This window comes from Spirosoma sp. KNUC1025 (assembly GCF_045160025.1).
Classification (GTDB): domain Bacteria; phylum Bacteroidota; class Bacteroidia; order Cytophagales; family Spirosomataceae; genus Spirosoma.
Genome location: NZ_CP087139.1, coordinates 1,562,337 through 1,588,003, shown reverse-complemented (window position 1 = coordinate 1,588,003; position 25,667 = coordinate 1,562,337). Strand labels below are relative to the sequence as shown.

Sequence of the window (25,667 nt, the reverse complement as noted above, 5' to 3'; positions counted from 1 at the left end):
AGGCAAGTTTTTTCGTGAGAGCAGGCTCTTTCATTAGGACAGATTTTTCCGTGAGGGCAGGTTCTTAAACCTGCCCAGCGAGGTTTCTTAAAACCTCGTTTAACTATTTACCGGGGAGGTTTTGAGAAACCTCACGTGTCGGGTTCTTAAACCCGACACCACTTTCAAAGCTTTCCGTGAGGGCAGGTTCTCAAATCTGACATGGCCAGGTTTCTCAAAACCGTTAAGACAGCTTTATTTCTTCGGCGGCTCGGCGCAATCGAGGTCAACCGGCACGAAAAATGGATCAAGGGCGGCACTTTTGGCTTTGGCGGCCCTAGCACGCGCCAGATTATCCGCATCGTGCATGGCCTGTACGTGATCAGCAATGCCCGCTTTACAGCCGGTATAGTTGATGGGTAACGTAACGGTTCCCTTGTACGTATTGAAAGCCGCTACGTGCAGATCTTCATGCGGTTTTATTTTGTTGTCGATGGCATCTCGCACACGCGTTTGCTGGCAGGGCGTTAAGCCTTCGGGCATATCGGGCAAGGCAACGGACGTTGTCAGGTTATACGTAATGATCAGCTGGCCGGTTACGGTTACGCATTCGGCGTCAGCACAGCCATCGCATTTCTGGGCGGGCTGTGCTTTCAGATTCTGCGTTGTTCCGACGCCATCGTCAAACTTGGCGGTCGTCTCTCCTTTCAGGCTGACCGATTTACCAAAGACTGTAATTGGTTCGGTTGCTTTACCAAAGGTCGAGAAGTTGGGCAGCGCTTCCGGCTCCATCGCTTTGGCTTCCTGTTCGGTAGCTTTCTGTTCTTTTTCGGCGGCCTGCGGTGCGGCCGATTCGGCACCGGCGGGTTCTTCCTCCGGCTGAGTCGCCGGGCCGCTTTCATCTTCGGGTGCTCGCTGAAGCATGGCACTGCCCTGCTCCCGCTGTTGCAGCACGTGGGTCAGTTCGTGGGCTAGTAGCTGTTTGCCAGCCGCCGTCTGCTCGTTATAATACTGGCGGTTGAATACAATGTGATTCTGCCAGGTAAAGGCTTTGGCATTAACGGCTTTAGCGGCCATGGTCGCTTCTGAATCGGCATGAATTCTCACATCGCCGAATGGTCCCGACAATCGGTTCTCAAAAAACCCGCGCGTGCTGTCGCCAAGGGGCTGGCCTTTGCTCTGAATACCACCCATGTAGCTGTTGAAAAACGACTTACTGGCGGTAGGCGCACCAGCTTCGCTTTTCTTCTGCACCTTCTGCTTGTCTTCCTCTTCGCACTTTTCGCATTTGCGCTGAATGGCCGCTTCGAAGAAGGACGAGCCGGATTTAGGGCCTGCCGATTTTTTGCGGGCAACCCGCTTTCTAAAGGTTTTTAGGGACGTGTTCATAGCGAATTATCGGATACGTAGTTTACCGAACAAGGTCGAAAAAGCATCGAATGAAAAATCTGGGAATAGCTCTGGCAAGTGTTTCTTGATACGTTCTGAAACCGGGTTTTCTTCGCCTTCGATCAACTCAAACAGCAGATATGGCCAATAGATTGTGCCTTTGGCCGCAACGCATAATTGAATATATCCATCCATATTGATTTGCAGAGGTTTAGGGTCATTTTCAAAGTCTGAATAATACATTTGGTCCTTGTGCTCAGCCGTCACAACGAGACCAACGGCAGCTTCATCGGCAAAAAAATCGACGACAAAAAACCGGCGACGAATGGAATCCGCAGGCGTATCCTTAAAGAACGCAACGCCCTCCCAGTTAGAAAATACATTCTCGAACGGAAGGATATTGATGCTTCCCCGAATCTCTTCCAGCTCGGGCGCCGGTACGTTGGGCGCCCATTGTACTTCCCAGCGGTTACCCTGTCCGTAAAAATTCAGAACGTCGTCGCCCACGCGACCCGTTTTTCTGACCTGGGCCAGATCCGCTTTTTTGGCAGCAATATTGAAAAAAAGTGCCTTTTGCACAGTCAGGCTATTGTTCTTCGTCAGCTGCTCGTCGAAATCATCCAGAAAAGGCTGGTATTTTTTCATGGTAATACGTTGGTTAAGTCACTAATCCCGGTGTGGCGCCAGCTCCTCCGCGGAATAGTTTTACATATTTCACGTCGGCCAGTGCAGTGATTTTTTCCTGCTCGGCTTCCGTCTGGAATATCCGGTGCAGCGCGTTATTTTTCCGGGCATCACTCAGTTCAAAGTATGAGGTAAACCTTGATTTCCCGAACAGTTCAGCATTCTTCTCGTAGGCCAGTTTTATTTTGCCTGCCAGCGCTCCGTCGACTCCTTCAATCGTTGCTAACACGCTGGCGGATGCTTCATTCAGATAAATTGTCGGGCGAGCTGGTGTGCCAGCCAGTACGTAGCTATTGGCATCCTGTCCAATTGGATTTGGTACGTCCTTACTGACAATCGACTGTTTCCGGGCGAACGTACCATTTTGCGATTCCATCAGATAGGCTTCGCAATGCAGCATGGTCGGTACGTTAACCTCTTCCTGAATAATCTGCAATTTTTCCGTTCTTAGCGGATCATCGGCAGGTATGTTGGCCGCATTCTGCCCATACCCGTAAACAGCCGTTACGTTATATTCCACAACACCGCCTGAACTGAAAGCGGCCTTCACCAGCGATTCTACCTGCCCTTCGTGGCTGGAGTTGCCCTCCCTCGATAGCGGTGTCAGGTTTTCCCAGACCCCTTTACCGCCTATGTTATCATTCAGCAGATGGCCTTTTACGTAGTAGCTTGCCCCGCCTTCCTGCCGACGCTGATTCAGAACCGTATAGGAGGCTGTCATGGTTGACGTAGGTGGGGAGCCTTTTGCTTTCTGCTTTTTATTCAGCCGGACTGCTGTCATCGTAATGCCGTGGCCCGCCCCCTGCACCGTATTCGCGATCTGGGGCTCGCCAGCGGCTCCGGCATCACCAAACAATACAGCCGTTGGAACGGCCAGATCGCCGAGCAGTTTGTCGACTTCCTCCATTTTTTTCTGCTTGCTCTGCTCTTTTTCCTCTTCGGTTTTGCCATCCAGTGCTTCCTGCCGTTTCGCATCTACTTTGACGGCAATGGCCTGTGCATCCTGTTTCGCCTTTACCTTCTTGGCATCCGTTCCAACTTCGACCATCCCGATAAACGTACTGAACGCCGTCGGGTTACTACGCACCATGAGCACCGGGTTCGACTCGCTGCCCGCAAAGTAAAACTTGTGCGTTTCGCCATCGTCACCCGTAAAGGTTTTCTCCAGACCCAGCCAGCGCTTAATGGCGCTCAACGCTTTCTTGCCCAGGTTAATCAGGCTTTCCAGCAGTTGCAGACCCATGCTGACCGCCTTGTCGACCAGCCAGTCAATGGCTTTATCAACTTTCTCACGTAACGTACCGATGATCTCAACCAGCTTATCGGCAACCTTACCCAACCCCACCTGATTCGCCAGGAAGCCGATCATGACCGGAACACCCCGGGCAGCTGTACGCTCCAGGAAGTCGGCGGCTACTTTGATATTACCCACCGCAATTTCGGCGACACCATCGACAAACGAATTGATGATTTCGAGCATCTGACGCAGGTACTCGATAGCCGACTGAATAGCCCGGTAAATGGCAATTACACTGTTGATGACGGCCATAATACCCGTTGGATCGAGCATGCTCAGGAGTTTCGCGATAACGGCGTTCACGATTTTTTCCATGATCCAGTTTTTGGCCGCTTCAATCACCATCGTCCACAGGTTGCTCAGCTGCTCCTGAATGTACTCCCAGATGGCAATCGGCCCGCGCTCCATGACGTCCTTGATAAACTTCCAGATGCCTTCTAGCCGGTTAATCCATAGTTTAATCTTAGCGACCTTCTCTTTGCCGATTTTTTCTTCCAGTTTCTTCCAGACCTTGTCCATGATCCGTTGCAGGCTAATGCCCAGCACCTCCATCACCAGCTTCAGAATACTCTTGAAACTCAGGTCGGTTGGACGCTGGATGCCCAGTTCACGCAGCTGATAGAAGAACCAGTCGGCCAGACCGTTGAGCAGGTGCGTCAGGATGTTGTCGAAGAACTGGATAAAGCCTTGTTTGATGGCCCGCAACAGGTTTTTCAGGAACCCAATCGGATCGCGCTTGATGGTATCGAACAGGGCAATAATTTTATTGATGATGCTCGTGACAACGTCTATCGGGAAATTCATCACAATCATCAGCACCTCGACCACAATCTTGATGATCTCGATAATAAAGGCAATCAGCCGCCGGACGGGTTGAGCGAACGTACCGATAATTTTCCCGAAGGCCGCAATCGGATTCAGGAAGTCCGTCCAGTCCATCGACTCCCACAGGCTCGTGAACAGACCGACGATATAGGCCCAGGTGAAGTTCAGGCGTTTGATGGCCGCCATGATTTTCTGCGTGGTCCGGTCGATGGCCCCACTTTCCTTCATCTGCTGGAACTGCGCTTCGCCCCCATCCATCAGGCTCATAAAGCCATGAATCAGGTTTTCGGCGTTACGTTCCACATCCTTGCCCGTAAACGGATCGCGGCCCAGAATCACCGTAACGAGGAAATAACCGCGGGTTTCTTTGGCAAACGCACTCAGTCGATCCAGCAGCACCTCTTTCAGGATCTTGAGCAGCTCCCGAACGGCATCGCCAAGGAAGTCGGTAATGAGGGTTACGGGTTGCCGGAACGTATCGACAATGGTATTGAACGTATCGACGGGGTGGAACAATGACTCGAACGATAAGGTGTTCCAGAGCGTAATGAACCCATCCTTGATACCCTGAACCGATTCCGTAACGACACGAATACCCCGGTCAATCCAGGCGGCACAACGCTGGAAGATACCGTTGGCCATCATCTGTTGCTTGATCTGCTGCCCCCGCTCGCCTAGTACGTTCAGCCCGGCGTTCAGAATGTTTGTGCCATTGCGGGCAACCGTCTGGTGTGTGATCGGATTTTCGCCCAGAATCACACACAGCAGGTCGAAGGCCGTGGGGAAGTAGTTCCGAACAAACTCGACGACGTTGGTAATGGCGATATCTTTCACCATTGTCAGGAAGGTAGTCGCGCAGTCTGATACGAAGTTGACAATGTCGCTGACGATTCCCCTGAACAGGCTGGCAATACGTTCGATAACGCCATCCGGATCGCCAACGTCGTCGATGCTCAGGCTATCCCAGAACTGTTCAAAGCGGGAACCAATGCTTTCAATCAGCCCGATAAATCGCTGAACAGCCGTAAACAGCCAGTTCGCTACGGGTTCAGTAGCGTGGAAATAATCCAGTACGCTTCGGACAATGCTGCCCCCAACCGGAATAATGTCGAGCACGGCTTCCAGCAAGGTCATGGGGTTGCGCGCTACGGTTTCGCCCGTTATAGGGTCGTAGCCCAGAATTACCCGCAGCAGTTTATAACCCGGAATTTCCATCACGAAATCCCGCACTTTGCCGAGCAGCCAGTTTTTGGCCGCATCCAGTCCTTCTTCAACCAGATCGGCAATTTCACCCGCCAGTCCGCTTACGGCATCCCAGGCATCGCCCAGCCACGACGCCTGAACCAGTTGCAAACCAGCCGGCGTATTACTGATCCGCCCAGCCAGTTCGCTACGTGCCTGAACAATCAGCGCCTGTTGTGTAGCCTGTCGTTGCAACGTCGTGTTTTCGTCGTCCTCGTCGGCATTGTTCGAGAATTCTGGCGTTGGGCTTTCTACTACCCGCTGAACGTCTTCAGGTTCTTCTTCTTTCTGCTCGTCCTCAGCCCGTTGTACATGTCCGTCGGGCGTTACGTGCCATGAACTGAGTTCGGGTTTGGTCTGTACAAGTTCAGTATCGGCATCCAATTCTTCGCCATCGCTCTCTTTGCGCTGCACTTTATATTTCTCCTTGCGCAGCTCTTTCAGCGACCGGGCTTTGGTATTCTTATCGCCTGTTTCGGCATCGCGCAGGTTACCCTGCATCAGTGTCAGCGGATTAAAGAACCCATCCCATTGGCTCATCGGGTGCGACCGGGTCTGAATCTGTCCGCCGAGGTTATCTTCGCCTGCTGTATTGCCATTTACCGACGTAACGTTAGCGCTGCTGCCCCCGCCGTCGGCTTTTTCGACAATGGCGTAGTGCGAATTGGTGTTCCGGTAGGCAATGTCCCCGGCCTTGGGCGTATGGCCTGGCGGGTAGGCGGCTTCGGGTGTAACGGCGCGGCCGCCCAATGTCCATTTTGGCATCGGTACGCCCCCTTTGTTCAACGCCCAGAACACAAAAATGCCGCACCAGCTAGGCATAGCATCCCGTTCGGCCCGCACGTCGGGGGGCTGATTAGCTACCTGTCCGTTGTAGAGTGATTTTTTCTTGATGTGTTCCTCGCTGACGGTGCCTTCGGCGTAACCGTTGCTGCCAAAACCAGACACCACCTTGTCGGCGCCCATCGAGGTTTTGAAATAGTCGGTCAGACGCTCCCATCCCTGCCGGTTGCCGTCGGGACCCGTAGTACCCGCGTTTACTTTACCTTCTTCGCCTTTAGCGATGGCGACAGCCTGATCGAGTTGAGGAACGGCTCCCTGCCGCTGGATGGCTTTCGACTGAACGGCTGTAAACTGGTGTTTGGGCGAAACGGTCGGTGTAACCGGTGCCGCGCCCTGCTGAATGGTATGGGTAAGTTCGTGGGCAAGCAATGTCTTCCCACCGGAAGAATCGGGGTCGAATTTTCCGCTGTTGAAATAAATATGGTTGCCGTGCGTAAAGGCGTGGGCATGAATATCCCGGCTCATCTCCTGAGCGGATGCATCCGTATGGACACGTACGCCCGAGAAATCAGCGCCGAAGCGGTTTTCCATGAACGACCGCGTTGAGTCGGGCAGGGGATTTCCACCACCGGCATTGGTTTGCAGTGACTGCTCAAATTTTTGCGATACCGGCGGGGAGCCCCGTCCACTGCGCTGTACCACGTCGGATCGGTGAAGACCCAGACTGGTACGGTTCTGGAAAGCCTGCACAAACGTATCGGGCCCGGCATCATAATCGCAGCCATCCGAATCATCGAGTCGCTGAACGATATGGCTGCGCTTCGGTTGAACGGCTTTTTCATCGGGTTCTTCCCCCGGCATCCGGCTGATGGTCAGACTTTCGGCTTTGGGTTGGACTTTTTCTTCCTCTTCCTTCACCTCCTGCCGGTCAATTCGGGGTGTTTCAGACGGCTCGTCGGTACGGGTAGCGGCCTGAACCGCTACTGGCTCAGGCATACGCATGACCCGGTCGGCGGTAGCGTCGGCTTCGGTTTCGTAGGTATCACCGGGCGTGCTGACACTTAGTTTGGGCTGGATAGCCGGGGCAAAAAAAGCAGGTATCGATACGGTTGGTTCGGTTGAATGGGCTTTGCCGAAAAAAGAGCCTCCCTTCGCTTTCCGTTGAAGCGTAGCCGGTTTACTCGTTTTTTCAGCAGTCGAAAACATAAGTTGATGAATGATGAATGATGAATGATGAATGATGAATGACTCTACAAAAAATAATTTATCATTCATCATTTTATTAGCCTCCCCATTCCGTAATCAAAAGTTTTTTCATCCACGAAAACCGGACGTACCGAAACGACCACGGGATAAACGACAATAGAATATCGACCGTCTCTTCTGGAATGGCGAGGGCAAACATGGCCTCTTTCTCCGTCAGTCGTCCTGCGCGTTGCAGAAACGTAGCCCGCAGCCCATCGGGTGAAGTGGTTTTTAATCGTCCCCAATGCTCAATTACGTCTGTCAGCAGCTTGTTTACTTCCTGTTGTTCCCCTTCAGACACATCAATTGACGTATCGCAGGATTCGGCAATGGGTAATCCGCACAGAATTTTCGGCAGGACCAGCTGCCACTCGTCGGCCTGGGTTTCTCCCGTGGCCATAAAATAGAGTAACATCGGAATTCGCCAACTGTTAATTAATTTATTATCAGCATCAACCAGCCCGATTGCTCGCAAAAATGCAGGCAGAAAATGCGCAACCAATACCAACCCGGCGGCAGACACAGCAACCCGCTGATCAGCAGGCGGAGATTGCGGTTTTGATGCCTCTGCCAAATCAGAACTCACGGTCGATTCGGAAGCCACGGTCTGCCCTGGCCAGGGAGTTGCGGCTGACAGTACGTTTACCAGCCATTGGGCTATCGGCCCGGAAGTGCGCTGATTGATAGCCGTTACTAGTGTAGTTGTCCACACCTTTTCCACAGGAAATTCTGTTTCCACCACAGTACGTACCAGTTGCTTGGGTTCGCCAATCCCCTGTGCCATCAGACGAATTAGTATCTGCAGCATTTGCCGAACAGACATCGGATGTTCAGGCCAATGAAAAACGAGTACGTCGTGTAATTGAGTGAGAATATCCCGCCAGCTACCCGCCGATTCGGGTAGTTGTGTATCTAACCAAACGTACCGGAACGCTTCGTCGGTTAGGGAAAGCCACCGCTGAAAAGCGGATTCATCCATCAGCGCACGTAACAATCGCTGCTGAAACAGACGGTTTTGCTGGCTCACCTGCCGAAACGCTGCTTTCAGTTCATCCCATTCAGGTTCAGCGTACATTTCATCTAGACTTCCTTCGCTCAGATACCGGAGCACAATTTCAGCCCGATGTTGGTCCAGCGGCATCCGCACAGCGGGCGTTTGCTCGGCCATTTGCTGCCGAATCTGTTGCCGCAATACGTTTTTCTGATCGGGCCGGAGCAGTTCATTCCAGACTGGCAATGTCAGATCGAGCGTCAGCGTAGGCATCACTATCATCTGATGCTCGGGGCAGATTTCCGACAGTACTACGTCCAGTTCTTCCAGCAGCACCGACACGCACCATTCCCTGACTGCGCCTGCCTCTGCCTGTTCAATACCAGGCAGTTGCAGGTCGATACTAGCGCGCTGAATGATGTGTGTACTGGCCATAACCGTTTTTATATTGCCGACAGACTATCTATTGCGAATTTCAACATCCGTATATACTGCTGTTTGTCGGGCTCATTCGTACTGGTTCGATCTAATTCTGCTCTGAGGTCTTTTGTCATCTGTACAATTACGGCTCTATCGGCTGCACTCAGATTCTGGATGTTTTTCCAGCCGGATAAAATCCCATCGGTAAGAAACGCCCAGACATTGATCATTTGGACCTGCGCTTTGTCGATATCCTCTTTCGGCACGCAGGAATAAAAGACAATCACACCCGTTAAAATTCGAATCAGTTCCAGAGCATATTGCCTGATAGGTGGGAATTCCAGAATGACAACGCGCAATGCTCTGATCCATTCCAGCAAAGCAGCAGGTGGCATCACCTGTGCGAGACCGGCTAACTGATCTCCCTGTGGTTTCGTAAGAAATGTAGCGACCTGACCGAAAGCGTCCACAACCTTGGCATACTGCGCAAATCGTTGTTTAAATTGCGGGAAGAGGCTATCCGTACTGCTATCGAGTTTTTTGAAGGCCGTTGACCAGGTGCCCAGTGAGGTGCATTTTTCGGCTACCTGAAGGGGCTTCATCGCTACGTTGATCGTTGTTTGCGTACCTACCGTAATCTCTTGCGGTTCATAGCCAATAAAGTTAAAGATCAGTACCGAGTCTGCCGCTACGCCCGTAATCTGATACTTCCCGTTCGCATCGGTGCTGGCACCTCGTGTTGTCCCTTTCACCGCAATCGTAGGTCCAGCAAGTGGCTGGTTCGTCGTAGCATCAGTTACTATCCCCCGGACGGTTCGCGTAACGACAACGGGTTTCAGGGCCGCGTCAACCGTTGTGTTAGTACCAACTGGCTTTTCCTGCTGTTCATAGCCATTCGCGCTGAACACCAGAACCGCCGAGTTGTCGGGCACATTCAGGCTGTAGTTCCCATTACCGTCGGTAACTGTTCTCGTTTGGGTGCCTTTTAGCAGAACCGTAGCGTTAACAATAATTCCACCGGTTGCCGCATCCATAATCCGGCCGGTGATGGTTAGCGGAGAAGATAATGGCTTCAGTGCAGCATCGACCGTCGTTTTGTCACCAATCGGGATTTCCTCCGGATTATAGCCATCTGCACCAAATCCGAGAACAGCTGTATTATCCGGCACAATGATAGTGTAGTGTCCATTTGCGTCCGTAATTGTGGCCGTTGAGGTTCCTTTTAGCTGCACTTTAGCTCGCTCAATTGGGCCACCCGTTACGGCATCTGTAACCGTCCCACTGATAATTATTTCGGTAGGGGGTTCTTCTTTGTCATCCCCCAGCACAATGTAGCTCATGGGGGCACACTCCGACGCGCACACATACGGCAGATAAAAATCGGCGATAACAACCCCGTCGGGAATCTCGCCAACCAGTTCCAGCAGTTCTTTGTCAGTGAGTTCATCTTCTTTACTACGAGCTGCCAGCAATTGCACCAGCCAGTATGTACCGGCATCCTTTACCGACTTGATATGTTGAAAGGCGGAAGCACTGGCCGACGACAGATTGGTCAGTCGGTTGCGGGTTGCGGTATCGGCAGCATCACCAGCATTTGTTGCGAACGTAGTGTCGTTATTGCTGAAGCCGGTTCTCAGGTCGCCCGTAAAACCCCGAATGTTGTTGGTCAGATCGCGCTGCGGCAGGGCATCGTGGTAAACCAGAATGAACGTACCGCCCACCGGAACCCCGGCCTTGTGCTGAATGCCGCTGTTGAGAAATGAAAACATGGCAAACGACTGATTGGCCATGAACAGATAAAACCGGAACAGAAAATTGCGGTACAGTTCCTGAAGCAATCCACCCTTGCACACGCGAATCACAGCGTTAAGGTTCAAAATCAGGTCCCGTTGAAGATTACTATCCTGATCCTGGCCTGTATTGATCGTCTGGAGCAAGGATTCTGCTACGGTCGAGGCATCACGCAGGCGGGTAGTCAGATCATTGATATTCAGTTGGATAATACCTTCCGGCAGTGCTTCATGTATCTTTTCCAGATAATACATCAGAATCAATGGCGTATTCAATCGATTCCCGAGGAGATTTCCGCCAAGGATAGCCGACGGGGTGATGTAAGGCTGGTCTTTTACCGTCGGATACCATTTATCAAACGTCGCGCCCAACGAACCCGGCTTCGTCTGATAGGACGAGTCGAATTTGCGAAGCAGTTGCGAAACGGGCGTTGTCAGGTTGGCATCCGGATCATCTTTCGCTCCAACGTCATACAGAAACCGCATCACCTTGCCCAGCGTGCAACGTAGCTCGGCGGCCTGCATATCGTACTGCATTTCGATGTCGTTGAAATAGCACAAAATCTGCCGCCATTTCTCCGGCTGCTCGGCCAGCACTTTCCCCAGATTGTTCAGGCTCTGCTGCAACAGGGCAATCAACGACCGAAAATCACCGTTCAGCGCTACGACATCGAAGGGTAACCGCTGTTGTTGTTTGATCTGGTAAATCTGCCGGAAAGCGGTTTGCCAGGGCTGACCGATATGGCCCTCGATCCGGAAAAAATTATAAGGTTCGAGGTCGTAATTCAACGGAAAACGAACGTGCTCATCCGTGGCGTTGTACGCTTGAGCGTAATAACTCAGGTTGGTATTGCCCTTACCATTCTGGGTTTTGCGGAAGTTCCAGCCATCGAACAGGGCCGGAGCCTGTAGTACGTCGTAATAATAGGGAATGGCTTTCTCCGATAAGGGCACGTCGCCTAATTTACTGGGCGTAACGACAATAGGTGTTCGGCGCTGTTTCACGTTGAACACGCCTGCCGGTATTTGGACCGTCTTCACCAACTGCACCAGACGGGCAAACAGGAACCGCAATTCGCCGATCACTTCGTAGGACCCACCCAAGGCAGGCGACGGAATGAAGGTATGCCGGTACAGTTTAGCCGACTGAAAAGCCGCGCCCAGCAGCAGATGCCTCGGGAATAAATTCTCGTCGGGGCAGCATAGCGACATATGCCGCTGGCAGCTCTGGCGAAGCTCATCGTAAGCCTGTAGCAGATCGGAAAAGAAGTCGTAGAAATACTGAATATGCAGCAGTTGCGGTATACCAATACTTCCATCAAAGAGAAACGAAAACTGATTTTTGAAGCCAACGAACGGGTTCTGGTTGAAATCGGTAGCGACCACAAGCTGCAACGTATCGTAGGCGCTGGTCAGGGTTGCCTCGATTTTTCCGACAAACGATTCGTTCAGCAGCATCAGAAAGTTTTTCAGAATACTCGCTGAATCGGGCAGAGTTGTGGCTGGTACGTTGTAGCGCGGCATTTTCACTTCTGGCCAGGCCGAACAGGGTTTTTCCTTTTTGAACGGATCATTCCCATTGAGCGAGCCCAGCAAACCACCCACATTTTTCTCTTCGACCAGGAGCGGCCGAAAGACGATATCGACCGTAATGCCTTTATCATCGCAGGAGTCAGGATCACAGTTTTTATTGCCGTTTTCAATAAGTTCGACAAAAATCAGAACGACCTTATCTTTCAGAAAATCAGCACTCAGTGCGGTTTTTGCTTCGGGCGACCCCGCCACAGCCAGCTCCCACAAAGGAAACAGCTGCTTTTTAGTCGTTGTATCGACAAAGCGGTCATAATACCGATCTTTCTCGGCGTTGTAGTCGCTAAAAAAGGTGTAGGTCCGTTGGGGTACGGCCACCAGATATCCCGACGAGGTAATGCCCACGCCCTGCGTGATGGTCACGGCGTTGCCCGTCGATGAGACAAAAACCTCCAGCCCGCACACGATACCGATGCCGATGAGATTGGTGCGGGTCAATCGCTCCTGTTCGTCCAGGTAATTGAACAGGTCCTGCAGATTCTGGGCGGTCAGAATCTGATCGGCCACAAACTCAGGAAAACGGGTGGGATTGGTGGCAAACATGGGGTTCAGGCGTTTTAAATAACAGTCTGGTTCAGGTACACTCGGTTTTGATCGTCGCCGTCCACGCAGTCGTGCAGGCTGGCTTTTGGATACACACTTTTCAACTTGCTGAATTCATCCAGTAGCGCTTTCAGTTTCTGGCTCAACGGTACGGGCTTGGGTTCGGCCTTGCTGAGTTCAGCCAGCCAGTCGCACCAGAGGGCGCCGAAGATTTTCAACTGCGCTTCAGATACCCAACAGATTTTCACGCCCAGGTGAGCCGGCACTTCCTGACGAATGGTTTTTTCGGCAAACCGGCGAAAGGCAATCCCCTGATTGGCAATACCTTCTTCGCCATTCAACACCACGGTTATCCGAAAGGAATACGGATCTTCTTCACCACAAAGGCGGCAATCAGGCGTAATGCAGATCGGTAGCAGTGGGTCACCCTCTTTAATCGTAGCGGATGGCTTGTTACGTGGCCGAAGCAGGATGTGTTCAACTACATACATCTGTTCCGCCCACCGAATGCGCTCGATCAGATCACGAACTTTCTGAGCCTGTCCATCGGCATCGGCTTGTGCGGTAAATGGTGCCGGCGCTTCAGCCAGTACGTCAGTGCCCTTAGTCAACTGCACCTGAAAAACGCCCGGATCAGTTTCCGTTATCATTACGTTAGCGGTGTCTTTCAGCGCATCAGCAGCCAGGCTGGCTGTCTGATAAAGCTGCTGACGTAACGCGTGTTCGGTCGGAAAATCAGTAATTGGCGGACTTTGAAGGAGCGCCGTATCGCCATCCTTGAGCTGCCAGTAACCACTCCACAGATGAGGTCCGGAATTTTTTACTACGTATTGCATGACCGAAGCCAGCCCGTTTAGCCCAAGCAGCACGCGAATACGCTCCTGCAGACCCGTGCGGTTACGGTCGTCGCAAACGACGGTTTCATCTTTGTAATTAAACGACTTGGCACGATTGGCCGAAACGTTCGGCAAGGCTTCCAGAAAGCTGATTTTATCGCCGATAAGCTCTTCGCCCGACCGCACACGCGACCCTAGTGCCGAATACAGCATCAGGGCGTAGTCGCTGAAACTCTCGGCGAACCGGCTCATCAAATGATCCAGAAACTGGTTGCGCCGTTTCACAAACCCAGCCTGATCTTCCAGCAATGCAAGCAACGACTGTTCGGTAACTCCATTGTACAACTCGCCTACGCCAACCAGGGCATCGGTAGCAAATACGTATGAAAAGTACGTCTGACGAACGGTTGGGTTGATGCTGAGCAAATCGCGGAAATGATTCAACTGCTGCACATAAGTGGCCAGAAGATGCTCGAACACAAGCATGTACGCTTTCAGCTGTTTGGCCTGCGCCTTACGGGCTTCACTAACCGGATTGGGTAATCCCTGCGGCCCCACGCCATAGGTTTCGGGCAGAGCGTATTGCAAGGGGTAATACGTATCCAGCTCAACATAACTGCCCAGCGGAACAGGCAAATCGAAGTTTTTAGTGGGTACAAGTTTGTTCTGACCATTGCGTCCTTTCCAGAGCAGCAACGTATCGTTCAGCTCGTCGGCATCGGGCAGAAACGGCAGGCCGTTTTTATAGACCAGCACCTTGGAAGCCTGAACATAAAAACGGGGTTGATAACCGGGCGTAACGGCCAGTTCCCACGGCTGGGATTCGACCAGTTTGCCCAGCGCATCATATCGGGCCAGACTGATGTTTTTTACGGCCGTAATGCCCGGAATATCCATCAGAATATTGATAATATCGGATGTGAATAATTTGGTTTTCAGACCCGACGTATCCAGATCAGTATCCAGTATAAAGCCATGTATTAGCGGTGGCCCGTGAAAAATATCTTCTGTAGGTGTGTTGGCATCCAGCAACTGCTGCAGCGAGTAAAACGGCACCACCGGACTAAAATATTGATCGATAAGCCAGTACGCCTGCCCCAGCACCGCTTCGATATCGGCATCACTGCTCATGTTAATGTCGGCGCAGATGGCAACATCTTCGACCGGCACCGTGCTGATCCGGCAAAAATCTTCGGCAAGGTTACGGTGGGCATGCAGGGTCTGCGTCGCGTTTTTCACCACGTTGGCGGCCGCTTTTAACTGCGCCAGATAGCGGTTCATCACGCCTGCCGACGACGTATCGGCCAGCATGGTTTTTAGCTGCGCCAGTGTAATGGCCTTCCGGTCAGTATCAGTACGGTACCATACTTTCAACGGAATATTTTCGAGTCGGGCGGTTTGCAGGGGCGCACCCGCAATGGCATGAAAGCCCACTTCCAGCGTTACGTATACTGGATTTCGTAAAGCCCGGTACAGCTCCGAATCCGGAATGTCGGTAAACTGGGTCATGTTGCCCGAGATAGACACGACGTTGATACCGTTTGGTTCAAGAAAGCTTTTTTCCTTAATCAGCGACGGGAATTTATCAATCCGGGCTTCGGCCTCGTGCCAGGCTGGAAAGCGCAGTTCAGCGGTAGCATTTGTAAAGCGCCCGTTCGACACAAACGTCAGCCGATTGATTATTTTACCGCTGTTGAGATCGCCGTGTATAGGGTCATTGTCAAGCTCCATCAGTACGTCATAAAAGCCGCGAATCCGCACCGGATGTTCGGTTTTTTCATATTGCAGAACGCTTTTCTGACAACTGGCATAAATCGTAAAGTCACAGCTGCATTGCTTACAGTCCAGCCAGGCGTTGCGGACACCATTCTGATCGATCAGGAGTTTGCGAAAGTCGTTAACCGTCCACGGATTTATGGTCAGAATGGTACGTGCCGTGTAAAACGTCTGATCGTCGAAGTCGATTTTCTGACCGGGGAACGGGGCCAGCAGATCGTCGATGGAAAAGCCAATCTGATAACCCAGCTCGGTTTGTCCATAACAAAGCAGCTCCAGCAGGGTGATGCCGGGGTCGTGAATGTTGTAATCCGTCCAGAGTGCACTGCCCAATTGCTGAATCAGGTCGATGCCTCGTTTGCGAAGAGCGGTATAGTCTTCGGCAGGGCTCAGTTCTGGATGCTTCGGTATGGTGATGGCGCTATTCATCCGGGCAGGGTATGGGTGGAGGAGTCACCATGGATTGCAGTTTCACGTCAAATATGTGCAGCTCAGCCGGTGCCGATACCAGCACCGATCGAGCCGTAGAAGCGATGGCTTCTTCCGTAACTTCCTGTTCAACAGCGCCCTCGCCGGGCTTATGAAACAGTTTAAAATCTGTCAGGTAATCGACGTAGGGACGTTCTTCGATAAAATCGATCAGAATTGATTCGTGAATACGGCCCCCAAATTCAATATCCGTTGCCTGTCCGAACCCCCAAGGACTCAGAAACTGCGTTACGTCGTTCTGGAGCGTTTGTTTGTAATATAGTATGTCAGTAAACTCATTGGCCAGTACCACTTTACAGCTCATCCGAACCTCTTCAAACTGCGGCTGGGCCGCAGCTAGCTGCACATGACAGGACGTTCGCACCCGTAGAAAATCCTCAATCCGCCGAAGCAAACTCTTTTTGGTATAGGGTTTCAGAGGGTCGATGTCGTTGCGCTGTTGCAGATTCGGAATCGTAATGATCGTTACGTGGCCCGGCGCTACCTCGTTGTATTCCAGATTGCCTTCGATGAGGCTGCCCGATATTTTGGTATGATTCAGGCACTTGACCTTATAAATTTCCGGGAAAGCCTGCAGCACCAGGTGTTCGTAATCCCAGATGGTGATGGCGCGATTTTTATGCCGAAGGCGTTCTGATACACGCCGGTAGAAATCCGCAGAGGCTTCGAGTGGCCGCCCACCAAACGTAGCGTATGGCTGCTCTACTTTTTTGACCGCTACGTCCGGCGCCTGCAATTTGCTGATGCTGCCCGCAGGCAATACCAACGTATCAGAAACAGTAATGCCCCCCGTCTGACGAACCACTTCAACGGCATTTGGATGGATGCCGATAAGTTTCGCAACGGCATCGGGTGCCTGGACGACCCTGGCTTTCAACCAGATGAAACCCGTCGGCATTAGTGTATGTTCAGTTGTGGCATTGGCCGGGATGGTAAAATCAATTAGCCCCGACTGAATGAGCTGGTTGGTATTGTCGCCAACCTGATTAGCCGTTAAATCGACCCAGCTGTTCTGATTAAGATATTGCCAGCTTACGTGCTGATCCGGTTTTTCCTGCAACGGATTTTCGCTGCCTTCCATCAGTTGAACCAGCATCGACACGGTTTCGCCACCCTGAAGATTATCGAGGCCAATGTATAGTTCGCCCTGTGCTTTGAGGGGCGTGCCCGACACATCCAGTTGCGGCAGCAAATGCAGACTGCCCGTTACCAGTGCTGCGTGCTGCTCGGCTTCGCCAAAGGGAGCCAGATGAAAAAACTGCAACGGGCGATTCGTAAACGCGTTGGCAGCGGTCAGGTCAGCCCGGCAATTGGCCGAATAACTCATGTATAGCGATTGGAGCGTCGGCTGGTAAGGCGGTACGGGTTCGATCGGCGAATGCCCTAAGGCTTTCTCGATCAGATAATACGTAACGGCGCTGTGGTAGCTCCGATGCCCGAAATCCTTTTTGAGTTTAAAGCGCAGATACCCTTTATCCGACGAGGGGCTATAGCCGGTATAGGCGTCATCGGGCTTAAAAAAGTAAGACGTACTGGCAGGCAGGCTTACGGTAAGCGTGGCATTGGGCAACACCGACGTACCGTTATCCACAAACAAATACGTACTGGCATTCTTTTCCGCCCAGACCCCCGCTTCGAGCGACGAAACCTGACAGGGAGGATAAGCAGCTGGTCCATCGGTAGTTTTATAATCCACACCCCCACTGTAGTTATCGAAATCAACGATACCAAGCATAGAAATCAACCCCTGACCAGTAGTAGGCAAATCTTTCCAGTCCAGATTGAGCTGCACCGTTGCGCCCGGTTTATAAAAAACCTCATCGCTACCTACAATCAGCGAATTGCCAATGGTCGGTTCGGGACCCCAGGGCTGAAAGGGTTTGGCGGGATTGAGCGGACCTAAATCGTTATGCAGTTCAAGACTTTTCAGGCCGCCCGTATTGTAGGTGCCATTTACGCTGCCCACTGTTACGTCTATTTCGACCTGTGAAATGATCAGGTCCTCCAGCGCCGGGTAAGGAAACGCTACGCCATCCGAATGACGCACGATAATTTTGGCAACCGGCTCGGTTGTCGTTAGCGATTGACCATGCACTTTCGGCGTATAGCGAGTAATGGCCGGTTGATCGCCCGGAATGGTAAAGCTTATTTCGGCGGCCGGTGTCGCCGTATTTTTCAACAAACCCGTTTTAATCGTCAATGGTCCCGCTACGGGCAACCACCCTTTTTCGGTAGTCAGCCATATATCAAAGGCTTTGCCGTTGAGAGCCGCATCGTTATTCAGATTAAACCGCAACGTAATCTGACGGTTTCCTTCTTTCAGCCGCAGGTAAGGCGATGCGACGGCAAAACCAATTATTGCCTGAGGCATATTGACGCTTTTCAGCTTGCCATTCTGGTACGTTTTGTTGTAAAACGGATGCCACTCTTTCAGGGCTGTCGTCAGTGGAGCGCCTAAACCATCGGCCGAGTTGGCTACGGGAGCGGCAAATACTCGGCCTTCGTTGATAACCCCGGGCAAATTATCGTTCGCATCGGCCAGGTATACTGTCATTAGATGCTTGATCGAGGCTTTGTTCAGCACCGTTTCCCGTACGGATTCGTACAGAATGGGATTACCCGCCTGATCTTTTCCACCAACAAACCGAACCCCCTGTTTGAGCGCCCATTTCGCTACGGTTTTGCTTAATTCGATGACTACATAGGCATGATCGGCGAGGGGTGCCTGTCGTCGCATTTGCAGTACCCGCTCGTAATAAAAATCCAGATGCCGCCCGGTTAGCCCGTTCATAGCCGTACGGGTCGATTCGAGCAGCTGAATATGAGCCAGAAACAGCGCATAATGCGGCTGATGATTGGGCCAGTCGGTGAGCACTTTCTGGATGGTCCGACGAGCCAGCTCCACCACAAACGCCGATGAGGCACTGACTTCATCGAGCAGCCCCGTCAGAAAATTATGATGAGATGCATGCTGAATCTTTTCCGCATCGGTAACAGCTACGGTACCAAACAGCACAGCATCGGCCAGGATATTCGTTTTCCAGGTTTCCCAGCTAGTTCCCAATGCCCATTTATCGGCATCAAGCCCCTGCGCCAAAACCAGGTTGGCTGGTAGAACTGGCTGCTGAAAAATCTTCAGTGTTGGTACGTTCCCCGTTTCCAGCAGTCCGGCCGCTGTCGTCGCTTTGTAGTACGCCAGAGTGCGCTCGGCTACTGAACGAAGTACATTTCGGGCATGATTTTGTAACTGAAACGCATAATCTTCAATTTCAGTGGTATACCGCAGCTGCTGATCGACCTGAAACAGACAGGAAAATACCGTATCGAACAGCGACGTAAACGTTTGTTTCAGCAGCGATACGTTAGCCGCGTTATCGTTTTCGTACAGGATGTTCAGTTGCTCCCGGAAAAAAGCAGGAAGTGTATCAGGGGCATAAGTAGTCAGATGCGCGAGTCGGGCCGCTACGTCTGCGGCAAAAAACGGCTCCATTGAGCCTCCAACTTCATTGTTTAGATTGTAATAGTTTATGGACCGCGCCAGTTGAGCCGCCCACACCATCCAGTCGGCCGGTAGCTTATCAACCACCGGTGCCGAGAGCGGGTCCAGGGCAGGCAATGCCCGCTGGCTCTGGCTGGTGCCACTACGCTGTAACGGGTTTTTATGTTCACTGCAATCGGCCATGAGTTACTGAGCAAGCGGGTGGTTGGTCGTCAGGATGTTTATTTCGGTCGCTTCGTTTCGATAGAAGGGAAAAACAAAATTGAATCGACTGTTGGTGGCGCTTACCAGATAGTCGATCCGGACAAGGATGACGCCCTCGTTCTGCCGGGAGTCGTCGATCTCGATTTTTTTGGCCTCGATACGTGGTTCAAAGTAAAGAATGGCCGTTTCGATGCGGTCTTTAATCAGCGTTTTGGTACTGGTATTCAGGCTCTCGAACAGCAATTCTTCCATATGGCACCCATACTTGGGCTGCATGACTCGCTCACCAATACGCGTCGTCAGCAGAATTTCCAGACTCCGCTGAATATCCAGATACTGGTCGGTCATCTCGACGCCCGGTATGGCCGGATTGAAACTCGGCGGAAAGCTCCACCCTTTCCCGATAAAGTCGTTGGCAGCCATGTCGTTTCGGTTTCGGAACTGGTTGAACCTGCTTTCTAAATCTTCGTTAATTCAGTTGTACGATTGCTCCTTTTACGGCGGTATTGGCCCCGGAGGATAGCTCAGCGCCTGCCCCTCCACTCACTTTTGTTTGCACACCCCCTTCCAGATTCGCGTTCATGGCCGCTTTCATTTTCAAATCTTTGATGCTTTCTACCGTAATGCCATTGGAGTCCATGACCAGCTTATTGCCGTTGCTATCCTGTAGGGTTATGCTGGTTTCATCGTCACTCATCACAAACTGGTGACCGCCGGGCGTTGAGATCGTAATGATTTTCTTTTCATCGTCAAAGAGCACTTTCAGTTCGCTGCGCGACACAAACCCCTTTTGATGATTATCGTTACTGGCCGGAATAGGAGCCGCATGTTTGCTGCTATGCACCATGCCCAGCACCACACCATGCCGGGGGTCGTTGTTCAGAAAACCCACAATAACTTCGTCGCCCAGTTCGGGCCGAATAACCCAACCGCGATTATTTCCGGCATCCAGACTCACCATACGCATCCAGGCACCATCGTCGGCAGCATTCACCATCGGCAGCCGTACCCGGATTCGCTCTTCGCCAGCGGGGTCTTCCAGGTCGGTCACTACGCCTATCTGCAAGCCCTGCACGGGGGCAGTAATGCGCCAGCCAGCGGCTGCGTTACGTCGAAGGTCTGGGCAAACCATTTCGGGTCGTCGCCAAACTGGATGATGGTTTCCCAATTGCCTTTTTCGAGTTGATGCCGCACGCCCGTAATCATCAGCTTACCTTCGAAGCGCTCGCCCGCTCCCGACAGTTGAAACACTTTACCGGGCATCGGTTCGGCCGTCCCGTCGATACGGACACGTCCCCGAATTTTGCTCAACCGCTGTTTTTGCAGGGCAGCGTCGGCCCAGGCTTTCAGCTCGGGTTCTGGCAAAGCCGGATGGTGTAACTGCCACGACTCGTTCCCCGTTACGTCGGCCAGGGTATCCGCAGCCAGATTGCTGGCCGGTGGTACAGTGGGATTACTGGCTTCAGCGCTGTCGATCAGGGCCTGTTCAGCCGGATTCCAGCCAATCGCTTTCAGCTGCTTGTTCTGTATACGGCTATCGATTTCGGCATCAAGTTCTTTCACCGTGGCTCCAAACTGGACCGACAGGACGGGTTCCTGCTCAAAATCGGGCGGCTGAACGGTTAGCTTATCGTCTTCCGTAATTACCCAGAGACGATTCGCTTCGGCCCGACAAAGCATGTAATCCCAGTCGGTGGCGTTGAATTGAACCAGTTCTTTATGCGCCGGTACGTCGCCGTCGGTGGAAGCGGTCAGGCCATGTTTCTGAATCAGTTGCTCGGCCACTTCCAGATCATTCTGATCGTGGAAATAACTGTTGCTGAGCTGGGTTGTCATTTTCACCGCTTCGTGCCGACACTCGACTACCAGCAGCGATACGTTTTTCCGAACCTTGATGCTGTGCCGAATGACCACGCCTTTAAAAATGGTATCCTGATCGCTCCGGTAGCCTGCCTTGATTTCGATTTTCTTTCCCGGAATCAGTTGTTCGCCATTACTGACCGCAAAACTCTGCGCCGATGCCTGTCCATCCTGAATGATCAGCGTAGCCGAAGCCAGCCTGTTCACCTCCCGGTTTACAGTCAGGCTCAGTACGTTTACCGTATCGGGTAGCCCGTCGCCTTCGCTCAGAACCGTGAACGTAGCAACGGATTTGGGCTGACTGCTCGGTATAACTTGCTGGTCGGTCATCGGACAGGTGTGTTTTTAGATAGTGGCGGAAAAAACAACTCCTGCCCCGGTTGCAACTGCCGGAAACTGGACAGTTTGTTTACCCGCGCCACCTGCATGTAATAGCTGGAGTTCCCGTAAATCTGGAAGCACAGCATGGGCAACGTATCGCCAGCTTTCACCAGTCGGTAATGCGTCAGATCGGGTGAGCGACGACGTTCGGTAGCCGTCCGCAGGTTATCTTCTACGCTGCCTTTGAAGCTGACCTTGCAAACGGCCCGGATGGGTTTTCCGTCGGGGTTGAACAGCTTGATGGTAATGTTCAGCCCCGTACAGCGGCCTTTGAAGAGCAGGCTCCCCCATACCACTTTAAAATGCTTGGGTTCATGGATTTCGCCTTCGTACTTCAGCAGCAGGTCGCGGAGTTTAATGATATCGTCCTCAACCGATTCGCGGGGGTTTCCATCCACAATGCCCGTACTGTCGAGCAGCAGTTCAAAGGAAAACTCTTCCGGTTTCTTGACCGTAAACCGCTGCTGCGAATGGCTGGTCCCCTGCCCCTGCCCATCCTGATACTCCACCTTGTAGTCGAGTGTGTACGTTTCAGGGTTGAGCATGGCTTCAAACGGGTCCATCCCGTTCGGCGGATCGCTGTAGGCGGCATCCTTGAAGCCAATAATTTTCAGTTTCTCAAGTTCTCCGGCCATTAGCGTTCCTCTTTATTTTTTATGATGTCAAGTACCTGCTCCACCGCATCCGCCACTACTTTATCGGAAGGTGGCTGGTCGGCATTGGTTTGGCTGGCCGGTTGGCTGCTGCTTCCCTCCCCACCCGACGGACTGGGCTGGTTTACGTTCACCTTGATTACCAATTCCCTGATTTCAACTGGCATACGTCAGGATTTTTCAATATCGAAATAACTATAGCAGATATCCAGCGACTCGACCACTACCGAATTTTCGCCCGCATTGAAATCACTTACGCTCCATTTGCGTGGCCAGGCCTTGTAGACTTTCCAGGTCATGAGCGGTGTATGTTTTTCGTTCAGCAGGCTAACGTTAATGTCAACCGGACTGATGGTTCGGTTTTTCAGTGCATTGAGGCACCAGTTAATGACCGACGAATCTTTCAGCAGGCCCCGTTTAAGCGACAGATCCGGGTATTTGGCGCGGCCCGGCAACTTGTGTTCGAATCGGTTCTCTCCGCCTTCTTTCACCGTTTCGACATCGAACTCCACGTTCAGCCCGCCCACCGACTGAAAACGCTGGTCGTTGTCGTTACCCAATCCGAGAAAAACTACCTGAAAATGAAAACCTACCGGCGGATAATAACCACCTGCCTTCGGCGTATTTGTATCTGCCATAACCTGCCCGATCAGTCAACGACCGTGAGTCCTTCGTGTGCCAGTTCCAGGGTTTCTATCGCCACCTCGTTGCCGTCGGCTTTCAGGTCGCTTGCCTGCACTTTAGTCGGGAAAGCGTTACGTATCTTCCAGCTGATGACCGGCTCGTGGTTTTCATTCAACAGGCTGATGGTAAGATCCCGGCGTTCTACCGTATTGAGATTGATGGTGCGCATCCAGGCGTAAAATTCCTTGTCGCCCGCGAAGGTGCCGCGCTTAAGGGTAATGTTGCTGAACTTTTGCAGACCCGGCATCTTGATTTTCGAGTACTCGGGGCTGCTGCCTTCGCGGTATTCGATAACCTCCACCTGCATATCGAGGCCGGTTACTTCCGTAAATCCGACCTTGCTGCCGTTCCAGTCGACAAGGAAATGAAATTTGGCTAAGGGATATGTTGCCATGTTAGAAAGACGTTAAGGGTGGATGATTAGGATTCAGCCATTTTGTGAGAGAATTGCAGAATGATGAACTCAGCCGGACGTACTACCGCCATACCGATTTCGACAATCATCCGACCTTCCAGGATATCCAGCGCTGTCATGGTTTTGCTTAGGCCCACCGCTACGTAGAACGCATGTTCGGGTTTGGCGCCCTGCAAGGCTCCCTGTCGCCACAGATTTGTCAGGAAGTTTTCGATCATGGTTTGAACTTTCACCCACGTATTGGCGTCATTTGGCTCAAACACAAAAGGTTCAGTAGCATTTCGGGTGCTTTCCTCCACCATATTGAAGAACCGGCGAACGCTGATGTATCGCCATTCATTGTCGTTGCCAGCCAGTGTACGAGCCCCCACACCAACGTACCGCGCCCCGTAAACGCCCGAATGGCATTGACCGATTTACCAGCTACGGCATCGACGTTCAGGTTAGCCTGCTGGTCGTGACTGATATTGACCGATGGTCCGAGTACAGAATTCAGGCTTTCATTGGCCGGAGCTTTCCAGACGCCCCGCGCATTGTCGACGCGGGCGTATACACCAGCGACGGCTCCACTGGGTGGAATTTTGCTCAGTTCTTTTTTGATGTACCGAACAATGTTGCCGATGATGGTGTGCTTTTCGTAGAGATTGTCCTGAGCCGCTTTCTGGTACGTCTGGGCCGCACTCGAAACGGTATCGAAAAAGGCAGTGACTTTATTAAAGGCTGCATTGATGGCTGCTTCGATTACGTTCGCCAGCGAAGCGCCCGTTATGGTTCCAGCATTGGTATAGTCGGTTGTGTTGGCCCCAAAGGTAGTGGCGGCTGCACCCAGCCAGGTAGTGTCCACAGTTCCGTACAGTGCATCAACAGCAGCCGCATCAACGGCGGTAATCCCAATCGTCGCAGCATTTTTCTGGATACCGATTAAATCCTTAACTGCTCCGCGCCAGAGCGAATCCGAAACCGCATAGGCATTGATGTCATTCAGCAAACTTGTGCCCGTAACGCCTGCCGGTGCCGCATCGTTGATGGTTTGCACTGCCAGTAACGAATTGGTGACGAAGGCAATCAGGCTGTTCAACCGGCTGGTTCGTTCACCGGCGTCGGGCGCACTACGTAAGCGGTCGGCCAGTTGCCGGTAGCGATCTTTGGGCGTATTGGCCGCCATCGGGTCTGTGGCTGCGCCCGGCACCACACCATCGTCCCCTGCATCGGCTATGGCGTTTAATTTAGCCGTGATGAGGGCAATATCCGCAAAAGCTTTACTTGCCTGACTGACTAGTTCGTTCAGTGCAGGATCGGCGGTAACCGCCATCAGATCGACAACAGCGCCACCAGAGGCCGCCGTTACGTTTCCACTGAACGTATTGAAACTCACATCGCGCGGGTAGGTCGTGTAAATCCAGGGGGTGTAAGCGGCCCCGTATTTGAGGTTGTTAATACCGATGTTGTTCCGGAAATTCGTCACCGCACTTTGCTGATTCGCATCGGCATTGGCCAGCGGTGCGCTCTGGTTTTCCTTAAGGTCAAACAGCCCGATCCGATCCTGTAAGTTCGCGCACTGTTGCAGAGTTAGCTGTTGCAGCGTATAAAAATTCGGATCATCGGCGTTGGGGGCCATGTTGCTGGCATCCGGAAACAGGATGATCGTTGGTTCAGTTACTTTTTCGAGCGCCTTCAAGCCACCCTGAAGCCCGGTTGTGTCGTTACCAATGGCCGGGGCGGTACCAAACAAATCTACCGAAACGATAAAGCAATCGCCCCCGCCGTTATCGAAAAACGTCCGCAGGCTATCGAACATAAAATAGCGCTCGGTATTGGCTACCGTTATTTGAGTGACGGCGTAATTATTGGCGGTATCAACCACTACGTTGATTGTATCGGGCGTGGTGTCGCTCCCGTAATACTGCACAAACTCCAGCAGGGAGCTAATCCGGGTAGGTTTCATTCTAAGATTTTCGCCCAGTTTCTCCGCTTTAGCGGTATAGCCGATAAAGGCCGGAATCGCCGTTTCGACCTGCGCCACCGAAGGCGGCAGTTTCGGAATTTCTTCCACATACACCCCGGGAGTTTTGTACACGGTAGCCATGGAGGT

16 protein-coding genes are annotated in these 25,667 nt (G+C 52.2%); all 16 read right to left on the bottom strand.

Annotated features, from left to right (window positions below):
* Positions 1-234: 234 nt before the first annotated feature.
* The 16 genes from LN737_RS06975 to LN737_RS06900 all read right to left on the bottom strand — a co-directional run bounded on the left by LN737_RS06975 (position 235) and on the right by LN737_RS06900 (position 25,661).
* The gene (locus LN737_RS06975) at positions 235-1,368 is read right to left on the bottom strand and encodes a DUF4157 domain-containing protein (protein ID WP_405517415.1); all 1,134 of its coding nucleotides are present in this window, start codon (positions 1,366-1,368) and stop codon (positions 235-237) included.
* 6 nt (positions 1,369-1,374) lie between these two features.
* Positions 1,375-2,013: a hypothetical protein gene (locus LN737_RS06970; protein WP_405517413.1), complete on the bottom strand. Its 639-nt coding sequence runs from the start codon at positions 2,011-2,013 to the stop codon at positions 1,375-1,377.
* 13 nt (positions 2,014-2,026) lie between these two features.
* Positions 2,027-7,405, bottom strand: a complete 5,379-nt coding sequence (locus LN737_RS06965) for a DUF4157 domain-containing protein (RefSeq protein ID WP_405517411.1) — start codon at positions 7,403-7,405, stop codon at positions 2,027-2,029.
* A 76-nt stretch (positions 7,406-7,481) separates the two neighbouring features.
* Positions 7,482-8,870 carry a contractile injection system tape measure protein gene (locus LN737_RS06960; protein ID WP_405517409.1) on the bottom strand — a complete coding sequence of 463 codons (1,389 nt, stop codon included), beginning with the start codon at positions 8,868-8,870 and terminating at the stop codon, positions 7,482-7,484.
* An 8-nt stretch (positions 8,871-8,878) separates the two neighbouring features.
* A complete protein-coding gene (locus LN737_RS06955; protein WP_405517407.1) occupies positions 8,879-12,778 on the bottom strand; it encodes a carboxypeptidase-like regulatory domain-containing protein in 3,900 nt (1,299 codons plus the stop codon).
* 14 nt (positions 12,779-12,792) lie between these two features.
* Complete coding sequence (locus LN737_RS06950; protein ID WP_405517405.1) at positions 12,793-15,819, bottom strand: hypothetical protein; 3,027 nt, start codon at positions 15,817-15,819, stop codon at positions 12,793-12,795.
* A complete protein-coding gene (locus LN737_RS06945) occupies positions 15,812-19,561 on the bottom strand; it encodes a hypothetical protein (protein ID WP_405517404.1) in 3,750 nt (1,249 codons plus the stop codon). Before LN737_RS06945 ends, LN737_RS06950 begins: the two co-directional genes overlap by 8 nt.
* A 3-nt stretch (positions 19,562-19,564) precedes the next feature.
* Positions 19,565-20,005 carry a GPW/gp25 family protein gene (locus LN737_RS06940; protein WP_405517402.1) on the bottom strand — a complete coding sequence of 147 codons (441 nt, stop codon included), beginning with the start codon at positions 20,003-20,005 and terminating at the stop codon, positions 19,565-19,567.
* A 46-nt stretch (positions 20,006-20,051) separates the two neighbouring features.
* A complete protein-coding gene (locus LN737_RS06935) occupies positions 20,052-20,714 on the bottom strand; it encodes a phage baseplate assembly protein V (RefSeq protein WP_405517400.1) in 663 nt (220 codons plus the stop codon).
* Positions 20,639-21,772: a phage late control D family protein gene (locus LN737_RS06930; protein WP_405517398.1), complete on the bottom strand. Its 1,134-nt coding sequence runs from the start codon at positions 21,770-21,772 to the stop codon at positions 20,639-20,641. The genes LN737_RS06935 and LN737_RS06930 overlap by 76 nt, the downstream gene beginning before the upstream one ends.
* Complete coding sequence (locus LN737_RS06925; protein ID WP_405517396.1) at positions 21,769-22,458, bottom strand: LysM peptidoglycan-binding domain-containing protein; 690 nt, start codon at positions 22,456-22,458, stop codon at positions 21,769-21,771. Before LN737_RS06925 ends, LN737_RS06930 begins: the two co-directional genes overlap by 4 nt.
* Positions 22,458-22,643, bottom strand: a complete 186-nt coding sequence (locus tag LN737_RS06920; protein ID WP_405517394.1) for a DUF5908 family protein — start codon at positions 22,641-22,643, stop codon at positions 22,458-22,460. Before LN737_RS06920 ends, LN737_RS06925 begins: the two co-directional genes overlap by 1 nt.
* A 3-nt stretch (positions 22,644-22,646) precedes the next feature.
* Positions 22,647-23,114, bottom strand: a complete 468-nt coding sequence (locus tag LN737_RS06915; protein ID WP_405517392.1) for a phage tail protein — start codon at positions 23,112-23,114, stop codon at positions 22,647-22,649.
* Positions 23,115-23,125: 11 nt separating this feature from the next.
* Positions 23,126-23,554: a phage tail protein gene (locus LN737_RS06910; protein WP_405517390.1), complete on the bottom strand. Its 429-nt coding sequence runs from the start codon at positions 23,552-23,554 to the stop codon at positions 23,126-23,128.
* 26 nt (positions 23,555-23,580) lie between these two features.
* Positions 23,581-23,877, bottom strand: a complete 297-nt coding sequence (locus LN737_RS06905; RefSeq protein WP_405517388.1) for a phage tail sheath C-terminal domain-containing protein — start codon at positions 23,875-23,877, stop codon at positions 23,581-23,583.
* The gene (locus tag LN737_RS06900; RefSeq protein ID WP_405517386.1) at positions 23,805-25,661 is read right to left on the bottom strand and encodes a hypothetical protein; all 1,857 of its coding nucleotides are present in this window, start codon (positions 25,659-25,661) and stop codon (positions 23,805-23,807) included. Before LN737_RS06900 ends, LN737_RS06905 begins: the two co-directional genes overlap by 73 nt.
* Positions 25,662-25,667 lie beyond the last annotated feature (6 nt).